Annotated in this window: 13 protein-coding genes; 11 read left to right on the top strand and 2 right to left on the bottom strand. The window is 70.5% G+C overall.

Features of this window, described 5'->3' with window-relative positions; genetic code table 11:
* Positions 1-28 precede the first annotated feature (28 nt).
* Both C4B68_RS01255 and C4B68_RS01250 read right to left on the bottom strand, forming a co-directional pair.
* Positions 29-1,006, bottom strand: coding sequence for a D-2-hydroxyacid dehydrogenase (locus tag C4B68_RS01255; protein WP_099505098.1), 978 nt, complete (start codon positions 1,004-1,006; stop codon positions 29-31).
* Positions 1,007-1,216 (bottom strand): MbtH family protein, encoded by a 210-nt coding sequence (locus C4B68_RS01250; protein WP_099505099.1) that lies wholly within the window; start codon positions 1,214-1,216, stop codon positions 1,007-1,009.
* 290 nt (positions 1,217-1,506) lie between these two features.
* Between C4B68_RS01250 and C4B68_RS01245 the strand changes: the two genes are divergently transcribed.
* The 11 genes from C4B68_RS01245 (at position 1,507) to C4B68_RS01195 (ending at position 23,126) form a co-directional block, all read left to right on the top strand.
* Positions 1,507-2,145 (top strand): phosphopantetheine-binding protein, encoded by a 639-nt coding sequence (locus C4B68_RS01245; protein WP_099505100.1) that lies wholly within the window; start codon positions 1,507-1,509, stop codon positions 2,143-2,145.
* A 43-nt stretch (positions 2,146-2,188) separates the two neighbouring features.
* Positions 2,189-3,214: a guanitoxin biosynthesis L-enduracididine beta-hydroxylase GntD gene (gene gntD, locus C4B68_RS01240; protein ID WP_099505101.1), complete on the top strand. Its 1,026-nt coding sequence runs from the start codon at positions 2,189-2,191 to the stop codon at positions 3,212-3,214.
* Positions 3,215-3,269: 55 nt separating this feature from the next.
* Positions 3,270-4,466 (top strand): pyridoxal-phosphate-dependent aminotransferase family protein, encoded by a 1,197-nt coding sequence (locus C4B68_RS01235; protein ID WP_099505102.1) that lies wholly within the window; start codon positions 3,270-3,272, stop codon positions 4,464-4,466.
* Between the two features lie 95 nt (positions 4,467-4,561).
* Complete coding sequence (gene vioD / locus C4B68_RS01230; protein WP_099505103.1) at positions 4,562-5,683, top strand: capreomycidine synthase; 1,122 nt, start codon at positions 4,562-4,564, stop codon at positions 5,681-5,683.
* Positions 5,683-13,158 (top strand): amino acid adenylation domain-containing protein, encoded by a 7,476-nt coding sequence (locus tag C4B68_RS01225; RefSeq protein ID WP_099505104.1) that lies wholly within the window; start codon positions 5,683-5,685, stop codon positions 13,156-13,158. Before vioD ends, C4B68_RS01225 begins: the two co-directional genes overlap by 1 nt.
* The gene (locus C4B68_RS01220; RefSeq protein WP_099505105.1) at positions 13,155-14,015 is read left to right on the top strand and encodes an aminotransferase class I/II-fold pyridoxal phosphate-dependent enzyme; all 861 of its coding nucleotides are present in this window, start codon (positions 13,155-13,157) and stop codon (positions 14,013-14,015) included. Before C4B68_RS01225 ends, C4B68_RS01220 begins: the two co-directional genes overlap by 4 nt.
* 34 nt (positions 14,016-14,049) lie before the next feature.
* The gene (locus C4B68_RS01215) at positions 14,050-14,796 is read left to right on the top strand and encodes a thioesterase II family protein (protein ID WP_167458974.1); all 747 of its coding nucleotides are present in this window, start codon (positions 14,050-14,052) and stop codon (positions 14,794-14,796) included.
* A 70-nt stretch (positions 14,797-14,866) separates the two neighbouring features.
* Complete coding sequence (locus tag C4B68_RS01210; protein ID WP_099505107.1) at positions 14,867-16,684, top strand: non-ribosomal peptide synthetase; 1,818 nt, start codon at positions 14,867-14,869, stop codon at positions 16,682-16,684.
* 49 nt (positions 16,685-16,733) lie between these two features.
* Complete coding sequence (locus C4B68_RS01205) at positions 16,734-18,410, top strand: PhpK family radical SAM P-methyltransferase (RefSeq protein ID WP_099505108.1); 1,677 nt, start codon at positions 16,734-16,736, stop codon at positions 18,408-18,410.
* A 73-nt stretch (positions 18,411-18,483) separates the two neighbouring features.
* A complete protein-coding gene (locus C4B68_RS01200; protein WP_099505109.1) occupies positions 18,484-21,849 on the top strand; it encodes a non-ribosomal peptide synthetase in 3,366 nt (1,121 codons plus the stop codon).
* Positions 21,846-23,126 carry an MFS transporter gene (locus C4B68_RS01195; protein ID WP_099505110.1) on the top strand — a complete coding sequence of 427 codons (1,281 nt, stop codon included), beginning with the start codon at positions 21,846-21,848 and terminating at the stop codon, positions 23,124-23,126. Before C4B68_RS01200 ends, C4B68_RS01195 begins: the two co-directional genes overlap by 4 nt.
* The last annotated feature ends 13 nt before the right edge of the window (positions 23,127-23,139 follow it).

The following is a 23,139-nucleotide window of genomic DNA, read 5'->3' as shown; positions in this document are numbered from 1 at the left end:
CTCCCGATCCGCGCCCGAACCCCGGGCATCAGTAACCGCGCGCCGGATCCACGACGTTGCGCAGCGGCCGGCCCGCGCCGAACCGGGTCAGGTTGTCCAGCAGGAGCTCCAGGCACCGCTGGTCCGTCTCAGCTGTGGCGTCCGCGCTGTGCGGCGTGATCAGCACTCCGGGCTCCGACCACAGCGGAGACGACGCGGGCAGCGGCTCGGCGGCGAACACGTCCAGAGCCGCGCCGGCCAGCCGCCCGGTGCGCAGCGCGGACACCAGCGCGACCTCGTCCACCACCGGGCCCCTGCCGACGTTGACCAGCACGGCTCCCGGCCGCAGCAGCGCCAGTTCGGCGCTGCCGATGAGCCCGGCGGTCTCCTCGGTCAGCGGCACGGCCACCACGAGGACATCGAGTCCGGTCAGGAACTCCTCGATCCGCTCGCGCCCGTACACCGCGGACACCCCCGGAACCGGGAAGCCGGAACCGGGGCTGCCGCCCGCACTGCGCCGACAGCCCGTCACCCGCGCCCCGAACGCGTCGAGGAGGCGGGCCGTCCGGCGGCCGATGTCCCCGAGGCCCAGGACTCCGGTCCGCCGGCCGCGCAGCTCCGCGGCGACCGGCACCTTCCAGTCCCGCTCCCGCTGCGCCGCCAGCGTCTGCGGGAGGCCCTTGAAGTGGGCCAGCAGCAGCGCCAGGACGTGTTCCGCCACCGCGCTGCCGCGCGTCCCTGCGCCGTTGGTGACCGTGAGACCGGTCGCGTCCGCGTGCCGCAGCACCGCTTGCGGCACGCCCACGGCCGTGGTGTGCAGCCAACGGCACTCCGGGTGCGCGCCCAGGAACGCCGCCACCTCGGCGTCGTCGCCCTGCCACACGAGTGCGGCGGCGCAGGGGCCGGACGTCTTGCGGTCATCCGGTCCCACGCCCGCCAGCGGGCCTGGCCACAGTGCGGCGACCCGCTCGCACGCCTGCGGCGGCAGCCCGAACAGTCGCAGCCCGTCGCGCTGTTTCGCGGCCACCTAGCCGTGCGCCTCGGCGCGCTCCCGCACGCTGCGCGGACGCAGGTCGGTCCACACCGTGTCGATGTGCGACAGGCACTCCTCGCGCGTACCGGTGCGCCCCTCCTTCTGCCAGCCCTCCGGCAGCGCACGGTCGGCGGGCCATATCGAGTACTGCTCCTCGTCGTTGACGACCACCGCGAACTGCTCGGCGTTTTCCTGTGTTTCCATCACGATGATTCCTTCTCTCACTTCATCCGGTGAGCGGAGACAAGAAACAGGGGAACTCCTCAGGAGCCTATTTCTTGGATTTGCGTAGTCGACAGCGGTGCGGACGTGATGCTCTCAGCGGATTGTTGAGGCGTTTCCGCGAACCTCTGACCGTAGTTGATCCGGCCGTTCATTGCCCCTCGGCTCCCGGCGTTCCTAGGGTTTTACGTGGGCGGTCGCATCGCGGACTGCCGCAGCGCAGTACCGGACGCAAGCGACCAAGTGACGAGCAGAGAGTCTGGGTCAACCGAATGGATCGCACCAAGCATGTGTTGGACACCTGCGTGGTCGGACTCCACCGCCATCCCGCGGTGCGTGAGGCCATAGGCATCACGCACAGCGACGGCGAGCCGGTCGTGTACGTCCTCGTCGAGGACGGCCACGCCTTCGACGTGGCGGAACTGCGCCGGCATCTGAAGCAGGAGGCTCATCCCGTGTCCGACGGGATCGCTCTCGTCCCCGTGCCGGAGCTTCCGCGCGCCGAGGACGGCTCCGTGGACCACGCGGAGCTCCCTGCGTTCGGCATCCTCGGCGGTCTGCTGCCCCTGTGGCGGGAGGCGTTCGAGGACGACGGCATCGGTGCGGACGACGACTTCTTCGCGCTGGGCGGCTACTCGATGCTGGCCGTGCGGCTCGTCGGCAAAATCGCCGACCGCTACGACGTCGACCTGCCGCTGGCCGACTTCTTCGACCTGCCGACCGTGCTGGACGTGGCATACCGGCTGACCGAGCTCGGCGCGCGGCCCTCGGCACCGGAGGTGTCCCCGCACCCGGAGGACGAGCTGAGCCTCGAGGACCTCCTCGCCGACATCGACCGTCTCTCCGAGGAGCAGGCGCTCACCCTGCTGGGGTTGGAGGGCCCCTCGGCCGACGACGCCGCACACGGATGACCACCGGCACCACCGGGCACCGGACCTTCCCACGGAGCTGAGCATGTACCGGATAGATCTGACTGACGCCGACCGCGCGCTGATTGACACCCTCGTCGAGGAGCTGCTCGCCGAGGAGCCGGCGACCGACGAGCAGCTCCTCGACGCCGTGGCCCTGCGCGCGCAGGAGATGCCGCGACCGCTGCGGGCCCGGCTGAACGCCTTCCGTCTCAAAGAACCCTCCGGTGGGTGCGTGATCAGCGGTTTCCGGGTGGACGACGCCGGGATCGGCGCGACGCCCGCGCAGTGGGGCGAAGCCGACGACGACGGTCGTACCCGACGCGAGGACATGTTCCTGCTGATGTGTGCCTCGCTGCTGGGCGACCCCATAGCCTGGGCCACCCAGCAGGACGGGCGGCTCCTGCACGACGTGGTGCCGATCAAGGGCCATGAGCACGCCCAGCTCAACTCGTCCACAGCCGAGCCGCTGACATGGCACACCGAGGACGCGTTCCACCCGTATCGCGCCGAGTACGTCGGTCTCATGTGCCTGCGCAACCCGGACGCGGTGCAGACCACCTACGCGCTCTTCGACGACCTGGAGCTGGACGCGGAGACCAGGCGGGCGCTGGCCGGCCCGCGCTACGTCATCCGCCCGGACAACTCCCACCAGCCGGAGAACCGCACCGCGCGCAGCCGTCTCCAGGCACCGGCGGACGTCATCGAACGCAGCATCCGCAGGATCGACCGGGTCAACGCCGCTCCCGAGAAGGTGCCGGTTCTCTTCGGCGACTCGCGGACGCCCTACGGCCGGCTCGATCCCTACTTCATGGACCGGACGGCCGACGACCCGGAGGCGGCGGCCGCGTTCGAAGCCCTCGTCGAGCAGATCGACGCCAAGCTGACCGGCATCGCCCTGCGACCGGGCGATGTGCTCTTCATCGACAACTACAAGGCCGTCCACGGCAGGAACCCCTACCAGGCCCGCTACGACGGACACGATCGTTGGCTGCGACGGGTCAACGTCACGCGCGACCTGCGCAAGTCCCGGGACGCCCGGGTGAGTGCCGATTCCCGTGTCGTCTTCTGACCCCTGCCTCGCGCCCCTCCGTGCCCAGGCCTCCAGCGAAAGGCGTGACCGCCCCATGAGGAAATACCGGTTGATGGTCCCGGGTCCCACACCGACACCTCCCGAGGTCACCGCGGCCGCGGTGCTGCCCGTCGAGGACGAGCGCACCCAGGCCTACGCCGAGGTGTTCACCCGGGTCGTCGCCAACCTCCAGCGGACTTTGCGCACCCGCGCCGACGTGCTGCTGTTCACCTCCAGCATGACCGGAGCGTTCGAAGGCACCCTGCAGAACCTGTTCGCGCCCGGCGACCGGGTCCTGGTCGCCGCCAACGGCGCCTTCGGCGAGCGCTGGGTCCAGATGGCCACCGCGTTCGGGCTGGACGTCACCGAGGTGCGGCACGCCTGGGGCGAGCCGCTGGACCTGGCCCGGATCGCCGCGGCGGCCGCCGGCCCCGGCCTGAAGGCCGCGATCGCCGTCCACTGCGAGACCTCGACCGCCGTGGTCAACGACATCCGCGGATTCGCGGCCGCGTGCGCACCGCTGATCACCGTGGTGGACTCCGCGTCCGGGGTCGGCGCCTGCGAGTTGCGCACCGATGACTGGGGCGTCGACGTCGTCGTCGGCGGCTGTCAGAAGGCACTGATGACGCCGCCCGGCCTGGCGTTCACCAGCGTCGGCGAACGCGCCTGGGAACAGCACCGGCACGCCCGCCTCCCGCGCTTCTACTTCGACTGGGACGAGGCTCGGACAGCACTCGCAGCACAGGTCCCCCGCACCCCGTGGACTCCGGCCATCTCCCTGATCAGCCAGCTCGACGTGGCCCTGCGGCAGATCCACGCCGAGGGCCTGGACCATGTCCTGGCCCGTCATGTGCGGCTCGGCCGGATGGCTCGGGCGGGCGTGCACGGTCTCGGACTGCGGCTGTTCTCACCGGACGACGACCGGCACAGCGCCGTCACCGCCGCCGAAATGCCCGCGGGCGTGGACGCGACCGCACTGGTCGACCGGCTGCTGGACCGTTACGCCCTGCAACTGGCCGGTGCGCAGGCGCCCTTGGACGGCCGCGTCCTGCGGATCGGACACTGCGGCTTCATGGACGAGTTCGACGTACTGACCGCGCTGTCCGCCGTTGAACTGGGCCTGGCCGAGTTCGGCCACCCGGTGCGACCCGGCAGCGGCGTCACGGCCGCGCTCGAAGTCCTGCACGGCCTGTCCCGCACCTCCGCCACCGCCCAGAGCCGCACCGCGCGCGAGGGTCATCCCGTGCCGTGACCGGCGCCGGCCGGCTGCCGCCCCCGAAGTCTCAACCAGAACGCCCCGAGGACTCGCCGAAGGACCGCGTCCCACTCACGAATCAGGAGCACGCCATGCATCTGCCACGCGCCGCCTTGGAGGACTGGATGCGTGACTTCTACTTCGACACCTCGATCGACTTGGGCAGCAGCGGCGTGCAGTGCTGGTCCCTGGCCGAACTGAGGCGCCTTCTCGGGATCACCGTCGAGGAGCTGGACGGCATCAGTCTGGACGACACCCCCTCCTACGGAGGCGCGGCGCTGCGCCAGGCCATCGCCGACCGCTTCGCCGCCGGTGACACGAACCGTGTGATGACCACCCACGGCTCCACCGAGGCGATCTTCGCCGTGATGAACGCCCTGCTGTCCGCCGGTGACGAGGTCGTCGTCGTGGATCCCGCCTACCACTCGTTGACGTCCGTCGCCGAGGCCATCGGTTGCCGGCTGGTGCGCTGGCAGCTGCGTCCCGAGAGCGGCTTCACGCCCGACCTCGACGACCTGCGCGCCCTGGTCACACCCGACACCCGCATGATCGTCGTCAATTTCCCGCACAACCCCACCGGCGCCCACCTCACCCGTGAACAGTTCGACGATCTGCTGGCCCTGGTGGACGGCCATGACCTGCACCTCGTGTGGGACGGCGCCTTTGCCGAACTGGTCCACGACCGTGAGCAGTTGCCGGACCCGGCCACCCTGCACGACCGCTGTATCGGTCTGGGCACGATGTCGAAGGCCTACGGACTGCCGGGCACCCGCGTCGGCTGGTGCCTGGCCGCGCCGGAGATCCTGGCCCGTCTGGTGCCGCTGCGCGACGCCCTGACGATCTGTCTGTCGCCCGTGACCGAGTTCCTCGCCGCACGCGCCCTGGCCGGCGCGGACCGCATTCTCGCCGACCGCCGTGCCCAGGCGGCTCGCAATCTCGGCCGGCTGGGCACATGGGCCGAGGAGAACGCCGACCTGATGTCCTGGACTCCGCCCTCGGGCGGTGTCACGGCCTTCCCCGCCTTCCGGGGCGTCACCGACACCGAGGACCTCTGCCAGGTCCTGGGCAGCCGCTACGACGTGCTGCTGGTCCCCGGCTCCGGCTTCGGTCATTCCGACCGCGTCCGTCTGGGCTTCGGCGGCGCCGAGGACGCCTTCGGTGAAGGGCTGGCCCGCCTGCGCAAGGCACTGGTGGAACGGCGGGGGACGCGCTGATGGACGTCGCGGAACTCCTCGCCCGGCTCAACGACCTGCCGCCGGAGCAGCGAGCCTTGGTGGAACGGACGCTGCGCGAGCGCGGCGGCCCGCAGACCTGCGAGACCTCGGTCACCCAGCAGGGCTTGTGGCTCATCGATCAGATCAAACCCAACGACCGGCTCTACACGATTGGCTGGCGCCTGCGGCTCGGCGGCCGTCTGGACACCGACGCGCTCACTGGGGCGGTGGACGCGCTGGTCGCCCGGCACGCGGCCCTGCGCACCACGTTCACCGTCGAGGACGGCCGCCCGCTCCAGGCCGTACAGCCCCAGCTCCGCATACCCGTCCCGGTCGACGACCTGCGCGAGCTGGACGGCCCCGCACGCGAACAGCGGACGGAGGACCTGTGCGCCGCAGAGGTCGCCACCGCCTTCGACCTGGAGAAGGGCCCTCTGGCCCGCTTCCGGCTGATCCGCGTGGCAGACGAGGAACACGTTTTCACGATCGTCGTCCACCACATCGTTTTCGACGCCGTCTCGGTGGACGTGGCCCTGCGCGACCTCTCCCAGGTCTACAACGCTCTCGTCGCGGGCGGTGCGCTCCCGAACACCGCGCCCCCGCCCCAGTACCCGGAGTTCGCCCGCTGGCAGCGCCGCCACCTCACCGGTCCGCGGCTGGAGCGGCTGATCGGCTACTGGCGCCGACAGCTCGCCGGCGCACCGGGCCTGCTGGCCCTGCCGACGCTACGGCCGCGCCCGGCCGAACAGTCGCACGCCGGAGCGGAGTACACCGCCGTTTTCCCGGCCGAACTCAGCGAGCGACTGCGCGATTTGGCCCGCGGCGAGCGCAGCACCCTGTACACGGTCCTGCTGGCTGGCTTCCAGGTCGTCCTGTCCCGCTACAGCGGACAGCGCGACATCAGCGTGGGGACCGTGGTCCACGGCCGGGTCCGCAGCGAGTTCGAGCAGATGATCGGCTACTTCGTCAATACCCTGGTGGTGCGCAGCGATCTGACCGGTGATCCGAGCTTCCGGGAGCACCTGCGCCGCACCCGGGCCACGTTTCTGTCCGCCTACGATCACCAGGCGCTTTCCTTCGACCGCCTGGTGGAGGAACTGGCCCCGCACCGCGGCCTCAGCCACAACCCGCTCGTCCAGGTCGTGTTCGAGTCCCACGACGAGGACGAATGGCAACAGCGGACCCATTTCAGCGGGTTGGAGATGGGACAGCTCCTGCCCATCGAGCTCGGCCGCTCGAAGTTCGACCTGAACGTGTCGGCCGTCGAGCGCGACGGCACCATCGACGTGACCGTGGAATACGCCACCGATCTGTTCGACGAGCCAGGCGTCGCGCGCATGGTCGCGCACTACCGGCAGCTCCTCGAGAGCGTCGTGGCGCAGCCGGACACGCCCATCGGCGCCCTGGAGATGCTCCTCCCGGAGGAACGGCTCCTGCTCGCCGAGCAGTCGGCACCACCGGTGCGCTCCGCCTGCCTGCACGACCTGGTCCAGCGGCACGCGATTGCCACGCCCCAGGAGCCGGCCGTCTCGGACGGCGAACGCACCGTCTCCTACGGCGACCTCGACGCCGGCGCGGCCCGGCTCGCCCAGTGGCTGACCACTCACGGCGTCACCCCGGAGACGGTCGTGGCCGTGGCTCTGCCCCGGTCGCCGGACCACGTCCTGGTCACACTGGCGGTCCTCAAGGCGGGTGCCGTGTGTCTGCCCGTCGACCTCCAGGCGCCGACGGACACGCTGCGCGCTGTCCTGGCCGACGCTCGCCCGGCTCTGGTGATCACCGACAAGGCGGCACTCCGCGAGCCGCTGGACGCCGAAACCGTCCTCCTCCTCGACGACGAAGCCCTCACCGCCGACATCGCCGCACTCACCCGCACCTCCCGGCCGACCCACGTCCTGCCCGGCCAGGCGGCCTTCCTGCTGTACACCGGCGCGGACGACGCGGAACCGCACGGAGTGCTGCTCACCCATGACGGCCTCGCGAACGCGCTTGACCACACGGCCGCGACCTTGGCGGTAACGCCGGGCAGCTCGGTCCGTCTGCACGGCGCCCCGGGAACCGACCTCGCTCTCTTGGAAACCTTCACGGCGCTGACCACCGGCGCCCACCTGGTTCCCGCCTCCGCCGACGAGCCGTCGTCCCACCACCTCACCCTCGTCCGCCCCGGACCCGGCGACGGCTCGGGTCGCGTGCGGGTCCTGGCTCTCACAGACGAGGGCCCGGCGGCCCCGGGCGCCCAGCCGGACGGCGAACACGCGCCGGCCATCGGGTACGGGCAGACCGAGACCTCCGTCCTCGCCCTCACAGCCGAGCTCCGGCCGACCCCGTCCGGGCTGCTCCCGGCCGCCCCGGCCGCCGGGGTCCGCGCCCGGGTGCTCGACGCGGACCTGCGCAGGCTTCCTCCGGGCGTGAACGGCGAGTTGTACATCGGCGGCGCGGGTCTGGCACAGGGGTACCACGGCCGTCCGGCCCGCACTGCGGCACGGTTCCTCCCTGACCCCTACGGACCGCCCGGGGCACGGATGTTCCGTACCGGCGATCTCGCCCGCCTGGACAATCGGGGGCGGGTCGTCGTCCTCGGACGCGCCGCCCATCGAGTCCTGGTGCACGGCCTGCCCGTGGAGCCCGGCGCAGTCGAGGCCGCGCTGCGGAGCCACCCGGAGGTGGAGCGGGCGGTCGTGTCGATAGCCGACCACACCGACGGCCCGCGCCCGGTCGCCCACGTGGTGGCAGCCCCGGGCGCGACCGTCGAACCGCAACAGCTGCGCCGGCACGTCGCGGGCCTGCTCGCGGCCCACATGGTGCCCGCGGCCGTCCTGGTGACTGACGATCTGCCCACCGCGCCGAACGGGCGGCTGGACCGGGCAGCCCTTCCCGCGCCCGAGCCTGTCTGCGGACCGGCCGACCGGGAGCCGGGCACACCCCTCGAGGCCGTGCTGCGCGAGCTGTTCGCCGACGTACTCGGCCTGCCCTCGGTCGGACTCGATGACGACTTTTTCGACATCGGCGGTCACTCCATGCTGGCGGCCCGGCTGATCGCCAGGGTGAGCGACGTGCTCAACGTCGAGATGGGGCTGCGGACGCTGTTTGAGGCGCCGACGGTGGCGGAACTGGCCCTCACGCTCCAGAACGCGGACGAACGGCCGGAAGCGGTCCAGGGCGACCTCGACGTCATGCTGCCGCCACGGATCCCGAGTAATCAGATGAGCGAGCTAAGTCTGTCCGTGTCCGCCCTGTCGCCGGAGAAACTTCGGCTGCGGCAGCGCGGCCCCTTCGACACCGACTCGATCGTGTTGCAGGCTGGTCTCGCTGGGGCCGCGCCCGTGCCCGCATCCACGGCTCAACGCGCGTTGTGGTTCCTGGACCGGGTCATGGAGCCGGGTGACCGGTCTGCCTACAATCTGGGCAAAGCGATGACGTTGCGCGGCCCTCTCGACCCGGACCTGCTGGAGCGATGCCTGACGGAGATCGTCCGCAGGCACCAGGTGCTGCGGACCACCTTCACCGCCGAGGACGGCGTCCCCATGCAGGTGGTCCACGACGCCGGCCCGGTCCGGCTGCCGGTGCGAGACGTCAGCGCGCTCCCGTCGGCGGAGCGGGCCGCGGCGGTGCGCCTGCTGGCCGAGCGCGAGCTGTCCCGCCCGTTCGACCTGGCCGAAGAGCCGCTCTTCCACGCGCTGCTGGTGCGCTCGGCCCCGGCTGAGCACACCCTAGTGCTGGTCTTCCACCACGCGGTCTTCGACGGTTGGTCGTTCGGCGTTCTCTTCGACGAACTAGCCGCGTTGTACGCCGCGTTCGGGGCGGGCCGCCTCTCGCCGCTCGCCGAACCGGCGTTGCAGTACACCGACTACTCCGTGTGGCAGCAGACCCGGTTCGACCAAGGCGCCCTGACCGAGGGGCTCGCCTACTGGCGGCGTGCCCTGGCCGGTGCCCCTGGCCTACTGGCCTTGCCGACGGACCGGCCCCGTCCGGCTGCGGCGTCGTACACCGGTGCGCAGTTTGCCTTCGTTCTGCCTCCGGACTTGACGGCCGCCGTCCGCTCCCGGGCGCGCGCGGAGGGCTGCACCCTTTACATGGTGCTGCTTGCTGCCTACCAGGTACTGCTGGCCCGACTGTCGGGGCAGCGGGAGGTCCTGGTGGGATCCCACGTTGCCTGTCGGCCGCGCACCGAACTGGAGGCGCTGCTCGGATTCTTCGTCAACACCGTGGTGCTTCGCGGAGAGGCCGCGGACGAGCTCACGTTCCGGGCGTACCTGCGGCGGACCCGGCAGACGGTGCTCGAGGCATTGGAGCACCAGGACGTGCCCTTCGAGCTGGTCGTCGAGGAGCTCAAGCCGGAGCGGACCCTGAGCCACAACCCACTGTTCCAGGCCATGTTCACCCTCCAGAACACCGGCGCCGAGGACCCTGTGCAGCTTCCCGGCATCGAGGTCGCCCCCTGCGCAGTGACCACGCGCGACGCCAAGTTCGACCTGAGCCTGGACGTGGTGGAGGATGGCGACACGCTACGGTGCGAGATCGGCTACCGCACCGACCTGTTCGAGCCGGAGACCGCGCAGCGGCTGAGTCAGCGCTATGCGCATCTCCTCGCCCAGTTCCTTGCTGAACCGGAGCGGACTCTGGGAAGCGTGGACCTGCTCCTGCCCGAGGAGGCGTCGGGGCTACTGCGACAGGGACTGGGACCGGCCGTACCGGGCGCGCCCACCACGCTGCACGGCCTGATCGAGGAGCAGGTGCGCCGCACACCAGACGCCTCGGCCGTGCTCTGCGACGGCGTCGATACCACCTACGCCGAATGGGACGCCCGTGCCGAGCGGTTGGCCCGCTCCTCGCGGAGGCGCGGCGTCGGGCCCGAACGCGTGGCCGACGTGCAGGTGCCACCTTCGGTGGAGGCCGTGGTCGCCTTCGAGGGGGAGGAACTGTCATATACCGGTCTGAACGAGCGAGCGAATCGTCTCGCGAGGGCCTTGGTCAAGCGAGGCGTCGGCCCGGAGTCTCTGGTCGCGGTCGCTCTGCCCAGATCGGCAGACCTGATCGTCGCCTTGCTGGCCGTACTCAAGGCCGGCGGAGCATACGTACCGATCGACCTCGACTACCCCGCAGACCGCATCGGCTACATGCTTGACGACGCCCGACCCGTCACCATCATCACGGAGACTTCTGTCCAGGAAACAAGCGTGCTGTCCGAGCGGCACGGCGCCGCGGTCCTGCTCCTCGACACCCCGGAGACGGTGTCGCTCCTGACAGATCTGGACAGTACGGACCTCACCGACGTAGACCGCAACGGACCCCTGTTGCCCGAGCACCCGGCCTATGTCATCTACACCTCTGGCTCCACCGGCCGACCCAAGGGTGTGACCGTCTCTCACGTCAGCGTGATCAACCAATTCGCGTGGATGCAGCGTGAGTACAAGCTGACTGCGGCCGACCGCGTTCTGCACAAGACGCCGGTGGGATTTGATGTATCGGTATGGGAGCTGTTCTGGCCTTTGGTGTCGGGTGCCACGATAGTGGTGGCCCGGCCGGGCGGTCACCGGGACGCCCGTTACCTTACTGGGCTCATCCAGGACGAGCGGGTGACAGTCGTCCAGTTCGTCCCCTCGATGCTCCAGTTGTTCCTCAACGACCGCATGGCCCGCGCATGCGTTGACCTGCGTCTGGTGATCTGCATCGGTGAGGCATTGCCATCCGAGCTGCATCGTGCATTTGACGCCATGTTTGACGTCCCCTTGCACAATCTCTACGGACCGACCGAAGCCACCATCGCCGTGACCGCGTGGACCGGACGGCCCATGGGCCCTGACGACGGTCCGACGCCGATCGGCCGGCCCACCGACAACACACAGGTCTACGTGCTGGACGCCTCCCTCCAGCTCGTTCCCACCGGTGTCCCCGGGGAGCTGTATCTGTCCGGTATACAGCTGGCCAGGGGGTACTTCCGGCAGCCCTCTCTGTCGGCGGAACGGTTCCTGCCCAACCCCTTCGGTACTCCGGGCGAGCGGATGTACCGTACCGGCGACCTCGTCAAATGGAACGCCGACGGAACACTCGCCTACCTCGGCCGCACGGACGACCAGGTCAAGGTCCGCGGCTTCCGTATCGAACTCGGCGAGATCGAGTCCGCGCTCCTGACGCATCCAGCTGTACGGCAGGCTGCCGCCACGGTTCGCGAGGACGTTCCGGGTGACAAACGGATCGTCGCGTACGTTGTGCCGACGACGGGCGCCGCCACTGAATCCGCCCTCTTGCGGGCGCATGTGGCGGCGGTGTTGCCGGAGTACATGGTACCTGCAGCCGTGGTGGTGCTGGAGGCGCTGACGCTCACGGCGAATGGCAAGCTCGACCGGGCGAGGTTGCCGGCGCCGACGGTTGACCGGCCGGCGAGGGAAGCCGCCGAACGGCCACGCACCCCGCACGAGCGCCAGGTCGCGGACGCCTGGGCAGAGGTCCTGCACCGGGACGACATCGGCCTGCACGACAACTTCTTCGACCTCGGCGGCAACTCCCTCTCAGCCATGCGGATGGTGGCCCGCATCGAGCAGGCCGGCGGCCGGGCTGTCCGGCCCGCCGCCGTCTTCCAGGCACCCACGGTCGAGCAGCTGGCCGCCCTGCTGAGCGAAGAGGACGCCACGGGCAACGCGTCACCCCTGGTGACGTTGCGTGGCAGCGGTGCTGGGGCGCCCGTCTTCCTCGTCCACCCCATCGGCGGGAACGTCCTGTGCTACGCCGGGCTGTGCGACGAACTGGGCTCGGACCGGCCCGTCTACGGCCTGGTCGCGCGCGGCCTCAGCGACGACGAGGTGCCACGCGACCGCATCGAGGCCATGGCAGCCTCCTACCTGGCCGCCCTACCGAAAGCCACCACCGACCGGCCTTTCCTCCTCGCGGGCTGGTCAATGGGAGGTGCCGTCGCCCTGGAGATGGCCCGGCAGTTCCTCCAGTCGACGGGTCGGCCTCTCCCGGTGGTGATGCTGGACAGCTACCCACCGCATCCAACGGCCCACCTGCATGGCGCCACCGGCGGTGAGCAGGACGAGGTCGCGCTGCTGGCCGACTTTGCCGCAGACTGGGGAGGCAACCTGGACCTCGACTTCAGCCTGTCATATACCGACCTTGCGGAGATCGGGGTGCGCGCCGGCCTCGAGCGGTTGCTGGCACGTGCCAAGGCCGCCGGTGTGCTCTCACTTGACGACGACCTGGTCCTGCTGGACCGCCTGTTCCGAACGTACGCGGCACACGCCGTCGCGCTGGACCACTACCGGCCTGCCACCCCCTACCCGGGACCGGTGACCCTGCTCGCCGCACGCTCCGGGCGGCTGGGTGACGCGGTGGACCACGGTTGGTCCCACCAGGTGACTGGGCCACTGAGCGTTGTGGAGGTGCCGGGAGACCACTACAGCATCCTGCGCGAACCCCAACTCCCGCACACTGCCGCTGCCCTCCGGGCGCAACTGACGGCGAGCGACCCCTCATGAGACTTCCGCACGCGCCACTCGAAGACTGGATGCGCGACTTCTACTTCGACACGAAGATCGACCTGGGCAGCAGCGGCGTGCAGTCCTGGAGTCTGTCGGAGCTGCGCCAACTGCTGGGCATCCACCCCTCGGAGCTGGACGCTCTCACCTTTGACGACAGCGAATCGTACGGAGGCCGGGAGCTGCGCGAGGCGTTGGTGGTCCGGTTCGGCGCCGGGGACACGGACCGCATCATGGCCACCCACGGATTCACCGAAGCAATCTTCGCGGCCATGAACGCCTTGCTCACGTCCGGCGACGAGGTTGTGGTCGTGGACCCCGCCCATCATTCGCTGCAATCAGTCGCCGAGGCCATCGGCTGCCGAATCAAGCGCTGGCGGCTCCGTCCGGAGGACGGCTTCCGGCCCTGCCTGGACACCCTGCGCCCGCTGCTCACCAGCCGCACCCGCATGGTGGTCGTCAACTTCCCGCACAATCCGACCGGCGCGACCCTCACCCGTGACCAGGCGGCCCACGGGCGACGGCACACCGGTGTTCTGCGTCGACCAGCTGGAGACGGCCGGCCTCGGTATCGCCGAAGACCTGCGATCCCGGCTCGCGAATGTCTACACGGCCGTCTCCCGCGGGGCACGCCAGCACGTACCGGAACGTTGGTGCACATCGCCGCCGCCGACCGGCGGGACGGCGGAGCCTTCGTACCGGAGCTGTGGCTGCCGTACGTCGGCGGAGAGCTGGTGCGGCACGTGGCCAACTGCACCCACGAGGAGATGACCCGCCCCGAGGTCCTCGCGCACATCGGGCCCCGCCCGGCAGCACACATCGACCGGGCCGGGCCCGTTGACGGAGCGGATCGGTGACCCGGGCGTACGACGACAGCGATCGGAGACAGCCGTGGCAGGCAAACCCTATGTACTGATCGGCGGTGACCCGGACACGGCCGCGTGGCGCGTCCTGCTGGTCCCGCACTCGGGAGCCGGAGCGGCCAACGCACGCGTGCTGAGCCCGCACCTCCCGCCGGACTGGCAGCTCGCGGCCGCGCGGCTGCCGGGCCGTGAGTCCCGTATCCGCGAGCCGGTCGGGGACCTGGGCACTCTGGCCGCCGATGTGGCGGCCACCGCACGCGCCCTGCCGGGCACGGCACCTCTGCTGGTGGTCGGCGTCTGCGCCGGCGCCGTGATCGCCCTGGAGGCGGTGCGCGCGCTGCAGGACTCCGCCCCGGGACTGGTGGCCGGTCTCGTCACGGTCTCCTACTGGTCGGTGGACCGTCCGCCGCACACCACGCGCCTGCTGCCCGACGGCGACGACACCGCGGAACTCATGGCCGCGGTACGCGGCTTCGGCTACGTCCCCGAGCACGTCGCCGACGACGACATGGCCCACACCTACCTGCCGCTCATCGTCGCCGACATGCGCGCCGTCCAGGACTACCGGAGCGGGCCCGAACCCGTGCTGACCTCTGCCCTGCTGGTGATCTCCGGCGAGGACGACCCGCTGTGCCCGCCCGAACGGGTGGCCGGCTGGGCGCCGTTCGCCAAGCGGACGCGGCAGGCCCGGGTGCCGGGCGGCCACATGCTCCTGGTCGAACGCCCGGCCGAGCTGGTGGGGGCGATCAAGGCGAACCTGGACCACTTCCGGTGAGCCCTCACCGGCCGGCCGCACGGCGCGACGCGACACCCATGAGGCCACACGACGAGGAAGGCGCACGGTGATGGAATTGACCGAGGCAGCGGCCGAAGCGCGGCTGGACCGCCTCCTTCTGCGGCAGTGGGAGCGCGAGCCGGACCTGCCCGCGCTCATCCACGGCGACGTCGTCGTCACGGCGGGCGAACTCGAAGACCGTGTCCTGGCGCTGGCCGGAGCACTGCGCGACCGGGGCGTGGTCGACGGCGACCGGGTCGCGGTCTATCAGCCGCGCTCCATCGAGTTCGTGGTGTCCGTCCTCGCCGTCGTGTTCGCCGGCGCGGCCCACGTCGCCTTCGACGTGGGCGACCCGCCCGAGCGGACCCGGCACGAGATCGAGGACTGCGCCCCGCGCCTGGTCATCACGGATCCGCACGGCGCGGCCCGGCTCGACCCGCCGGTGCCGGTCCTGTCCTTGGACGGCCGCCGGCTGCCGCCGCCGCGCACTCCGCGGCCGCACACCGACGGCGCACCCGAGGCACCCGCGGTTGTGCTGTTCACCTCCGGCTCCACCGGCCGCCCCAAGGCCTCCATCATCAGCCACGCCGCGGTGGCCTCCCGGATGGTGGCCTTCCAAAGCGGCCACCCGATGGGACCGGGCGACCGCGTCCTGCACCACACCACCTGCACCTTCGACCTGTATCTCGCCGAGCTGTACTGGCCTCTGCTGGTCGGCGCGGCCGTGGTGATCGCGGAACCGGGACGCCAGCGCGACGCCGCCCACCTGGCCCAGCTGATCCGTGACGCCCACGTCACGACGCTCTGCTGCGTGCCGTCGCTGCTGGAGCTGTTCCTACTCGACCGCGACGGCGACGAACGCTACGACGGCCTCAAGTACGTCATCGTCGGCGGCGAGGCCCTCGCTCCCGACCTGGTCCGGCGCTTCCACGCGCGCTCCACCGCCTCGCTGACCAACATCTACGGGCCCAGTGAGTGCACCGTCTTCGCCACCGCCTGGACCTGCCCGCGCCACCCGGATCCGGATCTGGTGCTCATCGGCCCGCCGATACCCGACACGACCGTGCACCTCCTCGACGAGAACCGCCAGCCGGTCCCCGACGGGCAGCCGGGCGAGGTCTACATCGGAGGCGTGGGGGTGGCCGACGGATACCTGGGCCGTCCGGAGCTGACGGCCGAGCGGTTCGTCACCGGCGTTCCCGGCACCGAGGGCCGCCTGTACCGCACCGGGGACCTGGCCCGCCGTCACGCGGACGGCGCACTGGAGTTCCTGGGGCGGATCGACCACCAGGTGAAGATCCGTGGGGTGCGCGTGGAGACCGGGGAGATCGAGGCGACGGCGCTGCGCTGTCCCGGGGTGCGCCAGGCCGCCGTGGTCGCCGCGGGTGACGGCAGCGACAAACGGCTGTACGCCTTCGTCGTACCGGAGCCGGACGCGGATCGGGCGGCGCTGCCCGACGAGATGCGCGAACGCCTGGGGGAGTGGCTCCCGCAGGCCATGCTGCCCTCCGCCATCGCCGTCCTCGACGCGCTGCCCCTGACCCAGAACGGCAAGCTGGACCGGCGGCTGCTGTCGGAACGTGCCCTGGCCGAACGCCCGGCGTCGCCCACGCCGCTTCCGGCGGCCACCGACCTCTCCACCCCCGACCGCATGGAAGATCTGGTGTCCGGGATCTGGCGGGCGGTGCTGGGTGTGCCCCGGCTCGCCCGTGACGAGGACTTCTTCGACATCGGTGGGGACTCCTTCCGCGCGGTACAGGTCATGGGCGCCGTCCAGGACGCGCTCGGCCGCAAGGTTCCTCTCGACGTCCTGCTGCGCCGGCCGACCGTGCAGATGTTCTCGGCCGGGTTGCTGGCGCTGACCAAGAACGAAGAGCCCTCGCGCTGACCCCCTTCCGCCTCGCCGTCCGCCCTCCCGAAGAGACCGGAGCTCAGTCATGGCCACCACTTCCGACCTGGACTGCCTGATCATCGGCTACAACGACGTACCGTTTTCGCAGCAGTGGAACCGGGTCAGCAACCGCGGCGCGCGGGATCCCGAGCGCCTGATGTTCATGCGCGACCATCTGCTGTTCGACGGCGAACGGCTGCCGTACATGGACGTGATGAACAAAGTCCTGCACCGTGCGGGAAAGATGGACGAGAACGTCTACATACACGGCGGCGAGACACCCAACCTCGCCGCCCACTACCTGGCCAACTACCTGCTCAGGCACGGCTTCTCCGCGGAGTGCACCAGTCTCTTCGGCTGCGAGCAGGACCGCATCCGCGACATCCTCCAGACCCGGCGCCCCCGCGCCGTGGCGATCACCACCACGTACTACATCATCCCGAACCCGGTCGTGGAGATCACCCGCTTCATCCGCGAGGTGCTGCCCGAAACGACGATCGTGGTGGGCGGCCCTCTGGTCGGCAACCTGCTCAAGGACCTGGAGAAGGACGAACTCTCGGAGGTCCTGGCGTGGATGGACGCCGACGTCTACATCAACGAGTCCCAAGGAGAGTGGACCCTCACCCAGGTCGCCGCGGCGCTGCGCGACGGCGGCGACCTGAAGGACGTACCGAACCTGTTGCTGCCCACCGGTGCCGGTGACTTCAAACTCACCCGTATCAAGGCCGAGGCCAACGTGCTGGACGAGTGCGCCATCGACTGGTCCATGTTCGGCGACAGCCTCGGCCCGACCGTGCACACCCGCACCGCACGCAGCTGCGCCTTCAAGTGCAGCTTCTGCGACTACCCGATACGTGCGGGCGCGTTGACGCTGGCCAGTGTGGAGACCGTGGAACGGGAACTGCGACAGCTCGACCGGATGGGCGTCAAGCAGATGGTGTTCATCGACGACACCTTCAACGTGCCCGGACCCCGGTTCAAGGAGTTGTGCCGGATGATGGCGCGCAACGACTTCGGATTCCAGTGGTACTCCTTCTTCCGCGCGGGCACGGCCCGCGACGAGGAGACCTACAACCTGATGGCGGAGAGCAAGTGCCGCGCGGTCTTCCTCGGCATCGAGGCCGGCGACGACGGGATCCTGCGCAACATGTCGAAGGTGGCCACGCTCGACCGCTACCGGGTCGGCATCGAACGCCTGCACGCGCGGGGCATCGACACCTTCGCCTCGTTCATCTCCGGGTTCCCCGGCGAGACCGAGAAGACCGTCCAGAACACCATCGACTTCATCAACGAGGTCGGCCCGACCTTCTGGCGCACCGAACCCTGGTGGTACAACCACCGCGCGCCGGTGCAGAAGCAGGCGGCCGAGTTCGGGCTCTCCGGACGGGAGTACAACTGGCGGCACAACACCATGGACATCAACGGTGCCGTGGACGCCTGCCACGCCCTGTTCGACCAGGTGACCAACTCACTGTGGATGCCGGGATACAACTTCGACTTCTGGGCGCTTCCCTACCTTCTGGGCAAGGGCCTCGAAATGCCGGACATCATCGAGTTCCACCGGCTGGCCCGGCAGATCATGGACTACAACGACCGCCCGGGTGCCGGTCCAGCACCGGAGATCGTCGACCGGATGTACCACGTCTTCGACAACGCGCCGCGTATCACCGGAAAGTACCGTCCGCCCGCGGGGCGGGAGGCCGTGCCCGCCCTGGCGGCCTGAGCGACGCGACCGCGCGTCGCGCAGTGCCCCTTTCCCGCCTTTCCGCAGCGCCAGACCACGAGGATGGAGCCGCATGACCGCGCCCCAAGACCTGCTCACTCCGGGGCTGTCCCCCGGAACGTCGTTCGAGACCGCCGGCGTGCACGACGTCTTCGCCCGGCGTGCCCGGGAGCATCCCGCTACGACCGCCGTCGCCTCGGTGGCGGGCCCCGACACCGCCTGGGCCGACACCGAGCAGCTCACGTTCGCCGAACTCGACGCGCTCGCTGACCGGTTGGCGCACCGGCTGATCGCTCTGGGCGTCGGCACCGAGTCCCGGGTGGGCATCTGTGTCGAGCCGTCCGTAGGTCTCGCGGTGGCCATGCTCGGCATCATGAAGGCGGGCGCGGCCTTCGTGCCGCTCGACCCCGACTACCCGGCCGCCCGGCTGAGCCACCTGTTGGAGCACTCCGGCGCGGCCGTGGTCGTCGCGCAACCGGAGACGGCGGCGCGGCTCCCGCACGGCAACGCCGAACTCCTGCTGCTGGACGCCGGATTCACGGAGCTCGCCGGTGAGCCCGCGCTGCCGCCGCGGGTGGAGGTGAGCCCGGACAGCACGGCCTGCGTCATCTACACCTCCGGCTCCACCGGCGCGCCCAAGGGTGTGCTGATTACCCACCGTGGTCTCACCAACCTCGCGCAGGCCGCGGCCGGCACCTTCGGTCTCGGGCCCGGTCAGCGGTTCCTCCAGCTCGCCTCCGTCAGCTTCTCCGCCGCCCTGGAGGAGATCTTCCCCGCCCTGCTCAGCGGTGCGACGCTGCTCATGGCCGGCTATCAGCGGGCGCTGCCGACCGTCCGCCACTTCCTGCAGATCCTGGAGCGGTACGCGGTCACCGGCTTCGAGATCACCACCGCCTACTGGCACCAGCTGGCCGACGAATTGGCCGAGTCCGGACAGCGCCTGCCCGACACGGTCCGATGCGTGGTGATGGGCGGCGACCGGGTGCGGCCCGACCGGGTGCTGGCCTGGCGCGAGTCCGGGATCCCGCTGATCCATGTCTACGGCCCCACCGAGTCGACCGCCACCGCCACCTACCACCACTCGGGCCGCACCGCGCCTCGCGCGGACGGGCTGCTGCCGATCGGCACCGCCATCGACAACACAGACGTACGGCTCCTGGACGGCGACCTGCTTCCCGTGGCCAGGGGCGACGCCGGCGAGGTGTTCGTCGCGGGCCGGGCCCTGGCCCGCGGCTACCACCGGGCGCCGGGCGAGACCGCGGCTCGCTTCCTGCCCGACCCGTACGGACCCGCCGGCAGCCGTATGTACCGCACCGGCGACATGGCGCGGCTGCTCCCGGACGGCCAGCTGGAGTTCCTGGGCCGCACGGACAACCAGGTGAAGATCCGCGGGTTCCGGGTCGAGCCCGGCGAGATCGAGGCGGTACTTCAGCAGCATCCCGCCGTACGACAGGCCCTGGTCACCGTGGAACGGCGGGAGGACGGCAGCGAGAGCGCCGTCCTGCTGGCCCACGTCACACCGGCCCCCGGAGAGCGCCCGGCCCAGCCGGACGACCCCCGCGCCGCGCAACTGCACGACTACCTGACCGGGTTGCTCCCGGCCTACATGGTGCCGGCCACCGTCACCGTCCTGGACGCGATTCCGCTCACCGCGCACGGCAAGGTCGACTTCGCGGCGCTGTCGTCCACGGCACCGGGCGGGTGGGACGGCGCCGCGGCCGGCCGGCCGCCCAGGCCGGGCACGGAGGCGGACCTGGCCGCGATCTGGCGGTCGGTGCTCAAGCTCGACCACGTCGCCGCGGACGACGAGTTCCTCGCCCTCGGCGGCAACTCGCTGCAGGCGGTGAAGATCGCGGCACGGCTGCACCGCGAACTCGGCATCGACATCCTGCCGAACGACCTGCTGGCGTCCCGGACCGTCGCCCAACTCGCCGCCCTCATCGACGGCAAACGACCGGACGGGCAACAGACCCCGCAGGCCGCGCAGGTGGCCAAAGAGGTCGAGATCCGCGAGATGGCCCAATGGGCCCGCAAACGCGCCGCCATCGAGGCCTCCCTCGCCCGGTACTCCGACGGCCATCGCGCCGCACCGATCTCACCGGCCCAGCAGGGCCTGTACATGCTCAGCAAACTCGCCCGGGACATCCCGCTGTACAACGAGGCCTGGCAGTGCCGGCTGACCGGACCGCTGGACCGCGGCGCGTTCAACCGCGCGATCGAGGAGATCGCCCGACGACACGAGTCGCTGCGCACCTCCTTCGGTCTTCTCGGCGGCAGCCCGGTCCAGTTCGTTGCCCCGGACAGGGACATCCCCGTACGGTACGTCGACGTGTCGACACGACCGCACGACGTGCCGGCACTGCGCGAAGCGGAGATACGTGAACCGATCGACCCGGCCGTGCCCCCGCTGCTGCGGGTCCTCGTCCTGTCCCTGTCACCGACTGAGCACATCGCCGTGTTCACCGCGCACCACCTCATCGTCGACTTCGTGTCCGTGGACGTCTTCATGGACGAACTCGCCGCCTGCTACACGGCCTTCCACACCGACCGCGACCCGGACCTGCCGGCGCCCTCGCTCCAGTACGGCAACTACGCCCTGTGGCAGCGCAACCACCTGCGGGGAGAGAACCTCGACCGGCTGGTCGACTACTGGCGCGGCCGGCTCGCCGATCCGGAGCCCGAGCCGCTGGACCTCGGCTTCGACCGTCCCGTACCGGAGACCGTCGACTACCGCGGCCGGCGTCTGGCGGTGGACCTGCCCGCCGCCCTGCGGGAAGCCGTCCACACGCTGGCCAGGCGCGAGGGCGTCACCCCGTTCATGGTGCTGCTCACCTGCTTCTACTCCCTGCTGCACGTCCGCTCGGGCAGCGACGACCTATGTGTGGGCACGCCGGTCGCCAACCGGGGAGGTCCGCTCACCGACCGGCTGATCGGCTGCGTCAACAACACCGTCGTCCTGCGCCAGCAGGTGCCCACGGGCGTCCGCTTCCGCGACCTTCTGGCCATGGTGCGCGACAACTGTCTCGGCACCTACGCACACCAGGCGCTGCCGTTCGACCAGTTGGTGGAGAAGCTGGGCCCGCGCCGGTACCCCGGCCGTAGTCCGTACTTCCAGGTGCTGTTCGCGCTGGAGGACGCGAAGGCGCTGGAGCGCTCCTTCTCCGGACTGACCCTCGACCAGAACGTCATCCTGCCGACCGGATACGCGAAGTTCGAATTGGTCTGCGTGGTCGAGGACCACGGCGACCGGCTGGAAGTGGGCCTGACCTACCGCACGAGCCTGTTCGACGAGACCACGGCGCGCGACCTCGCCTCAGCATACGAACGGCTGCTCACCCAGTACACCACCGACCCGGACCAGCCCGTCTCGGCCGGAACGGACGCCGCGGACACCGGCGGCCGACGCACCCCTCTCAGCAACACCGTGGAGAAACAATGACGACCGACGCAACCGACGCGCCCGAACGGCCGGCTCCGGACCGGCCCGTGGCCGAACTGATCAGGAACGCAGCGTACTGGCGGTGGGTGGCCGCCACCATGCTGCACCGGCTCCCTCCCATCATGGCCCCGTTCGCCCTGGTCCTGGCCAGCACGCACTACACTGGCAGCCCCGCCGTGGGCGGCATGCTGGTCGGCTTCACGACGGTGCCCTGCATCCTGATCGCGCCGCTGTTCAGCCGGCTGCTGGAGCGGCTGGGCCGCGAACGGTGGACTCCACGGGTCCTGGCCGCGGGTGGCGTTGCGCGGCTCGGGGTGGCCGGCGGCTTCGTCGTACACGCACCGCTGTGGACCCTGTTCGTCCTGTCCCTCATCGGCAACATGGCCACCTTCGGGGTCGGCGGCGCCATCAGGACCCTGCTGCGCACCACGGTGCCGCAGCGACTCATAGGCTCCGCGTTGTCGCTCGACGCGGTTCTCGTCGAACTCATCGTCATCGGAGCACCCTTCGTGGTGGTCGTCTGCGCCCTCTTCAGTCCCGCGTACGCGCTGGCCGCCATGGGTGCCGCCATGCTGGCCGCCGCGCTGCTGCTGTGGCCGAAGCCGTCCGACGCGGCCGTTCTCCAGGACGCGAACGAGGCCACCGGCAAGCCGGAGAAGGAGGACGACGGAATCGCACCCGGCCTCCCGGACTCGGTCGGCGTCTGGCGCAACCCGACCTTCCTGTTCTGGGCGCTGGTGACCATGGCCTTCGGACACTTCCTGGGCACCGCCGAAGTGGGCGCGCTGCCCCGGGTGACCCTCGACGGCGGCGGCGCCACCGAGGCCGCCGTCCTCACGGCGGTGCTCGGCGGGGCCAGCGCCCTGGCCGGGCTCGTCTACGCCTGGTACGCGACCCGGATCGGCATCGGGCTCACGGTGCGTGCCGTCGTCCTGCTGCTCACGATGACGGCAGCCACACTGGTCATCGCCACGGTCTCGGGCTGGTGGGGACTGGTCGCGGGCTTCGCACTCCTCGGTCTGTGCGCCGCACCGCTGAACTCGGTGATGACGGAGGCACCCGGGTACGTGGTCCCGCAGTCCCGGATGTCGGAGGCCTTCACCATCCTCGTCGCCGCGCAGAGCATCGGATACGCGTTCGCCGGCGCGCTCCTCGCCGGTGTCAGCGTCCATCACATGCTGCTGCTCGGCCCGGCGACCGCGGTCGTGGCGCTGGCCGCCGCCGTCGTGCTGCGGCCCGCTCGGGCCCGGGCCGCCCTGGCCGCCGCCGCACGCTAGCTCCTGCGAAACG

Origin of the sequence: Streptomyces dengpaensis, from assembly GCF_002946835.1 — a bacterium.
Classification (GTDB): domain Bacteria; phylum Actinomycetota; class Actinomycetes; order Streptomycetales; family Streptomycetaceae; genus Streptomyces; species Streptomyces dengpaensis.
Note: the sequence above shows the minus strand (reverse complement) of the source record. Positions and strands in the feature narration are given on the sequence as shown.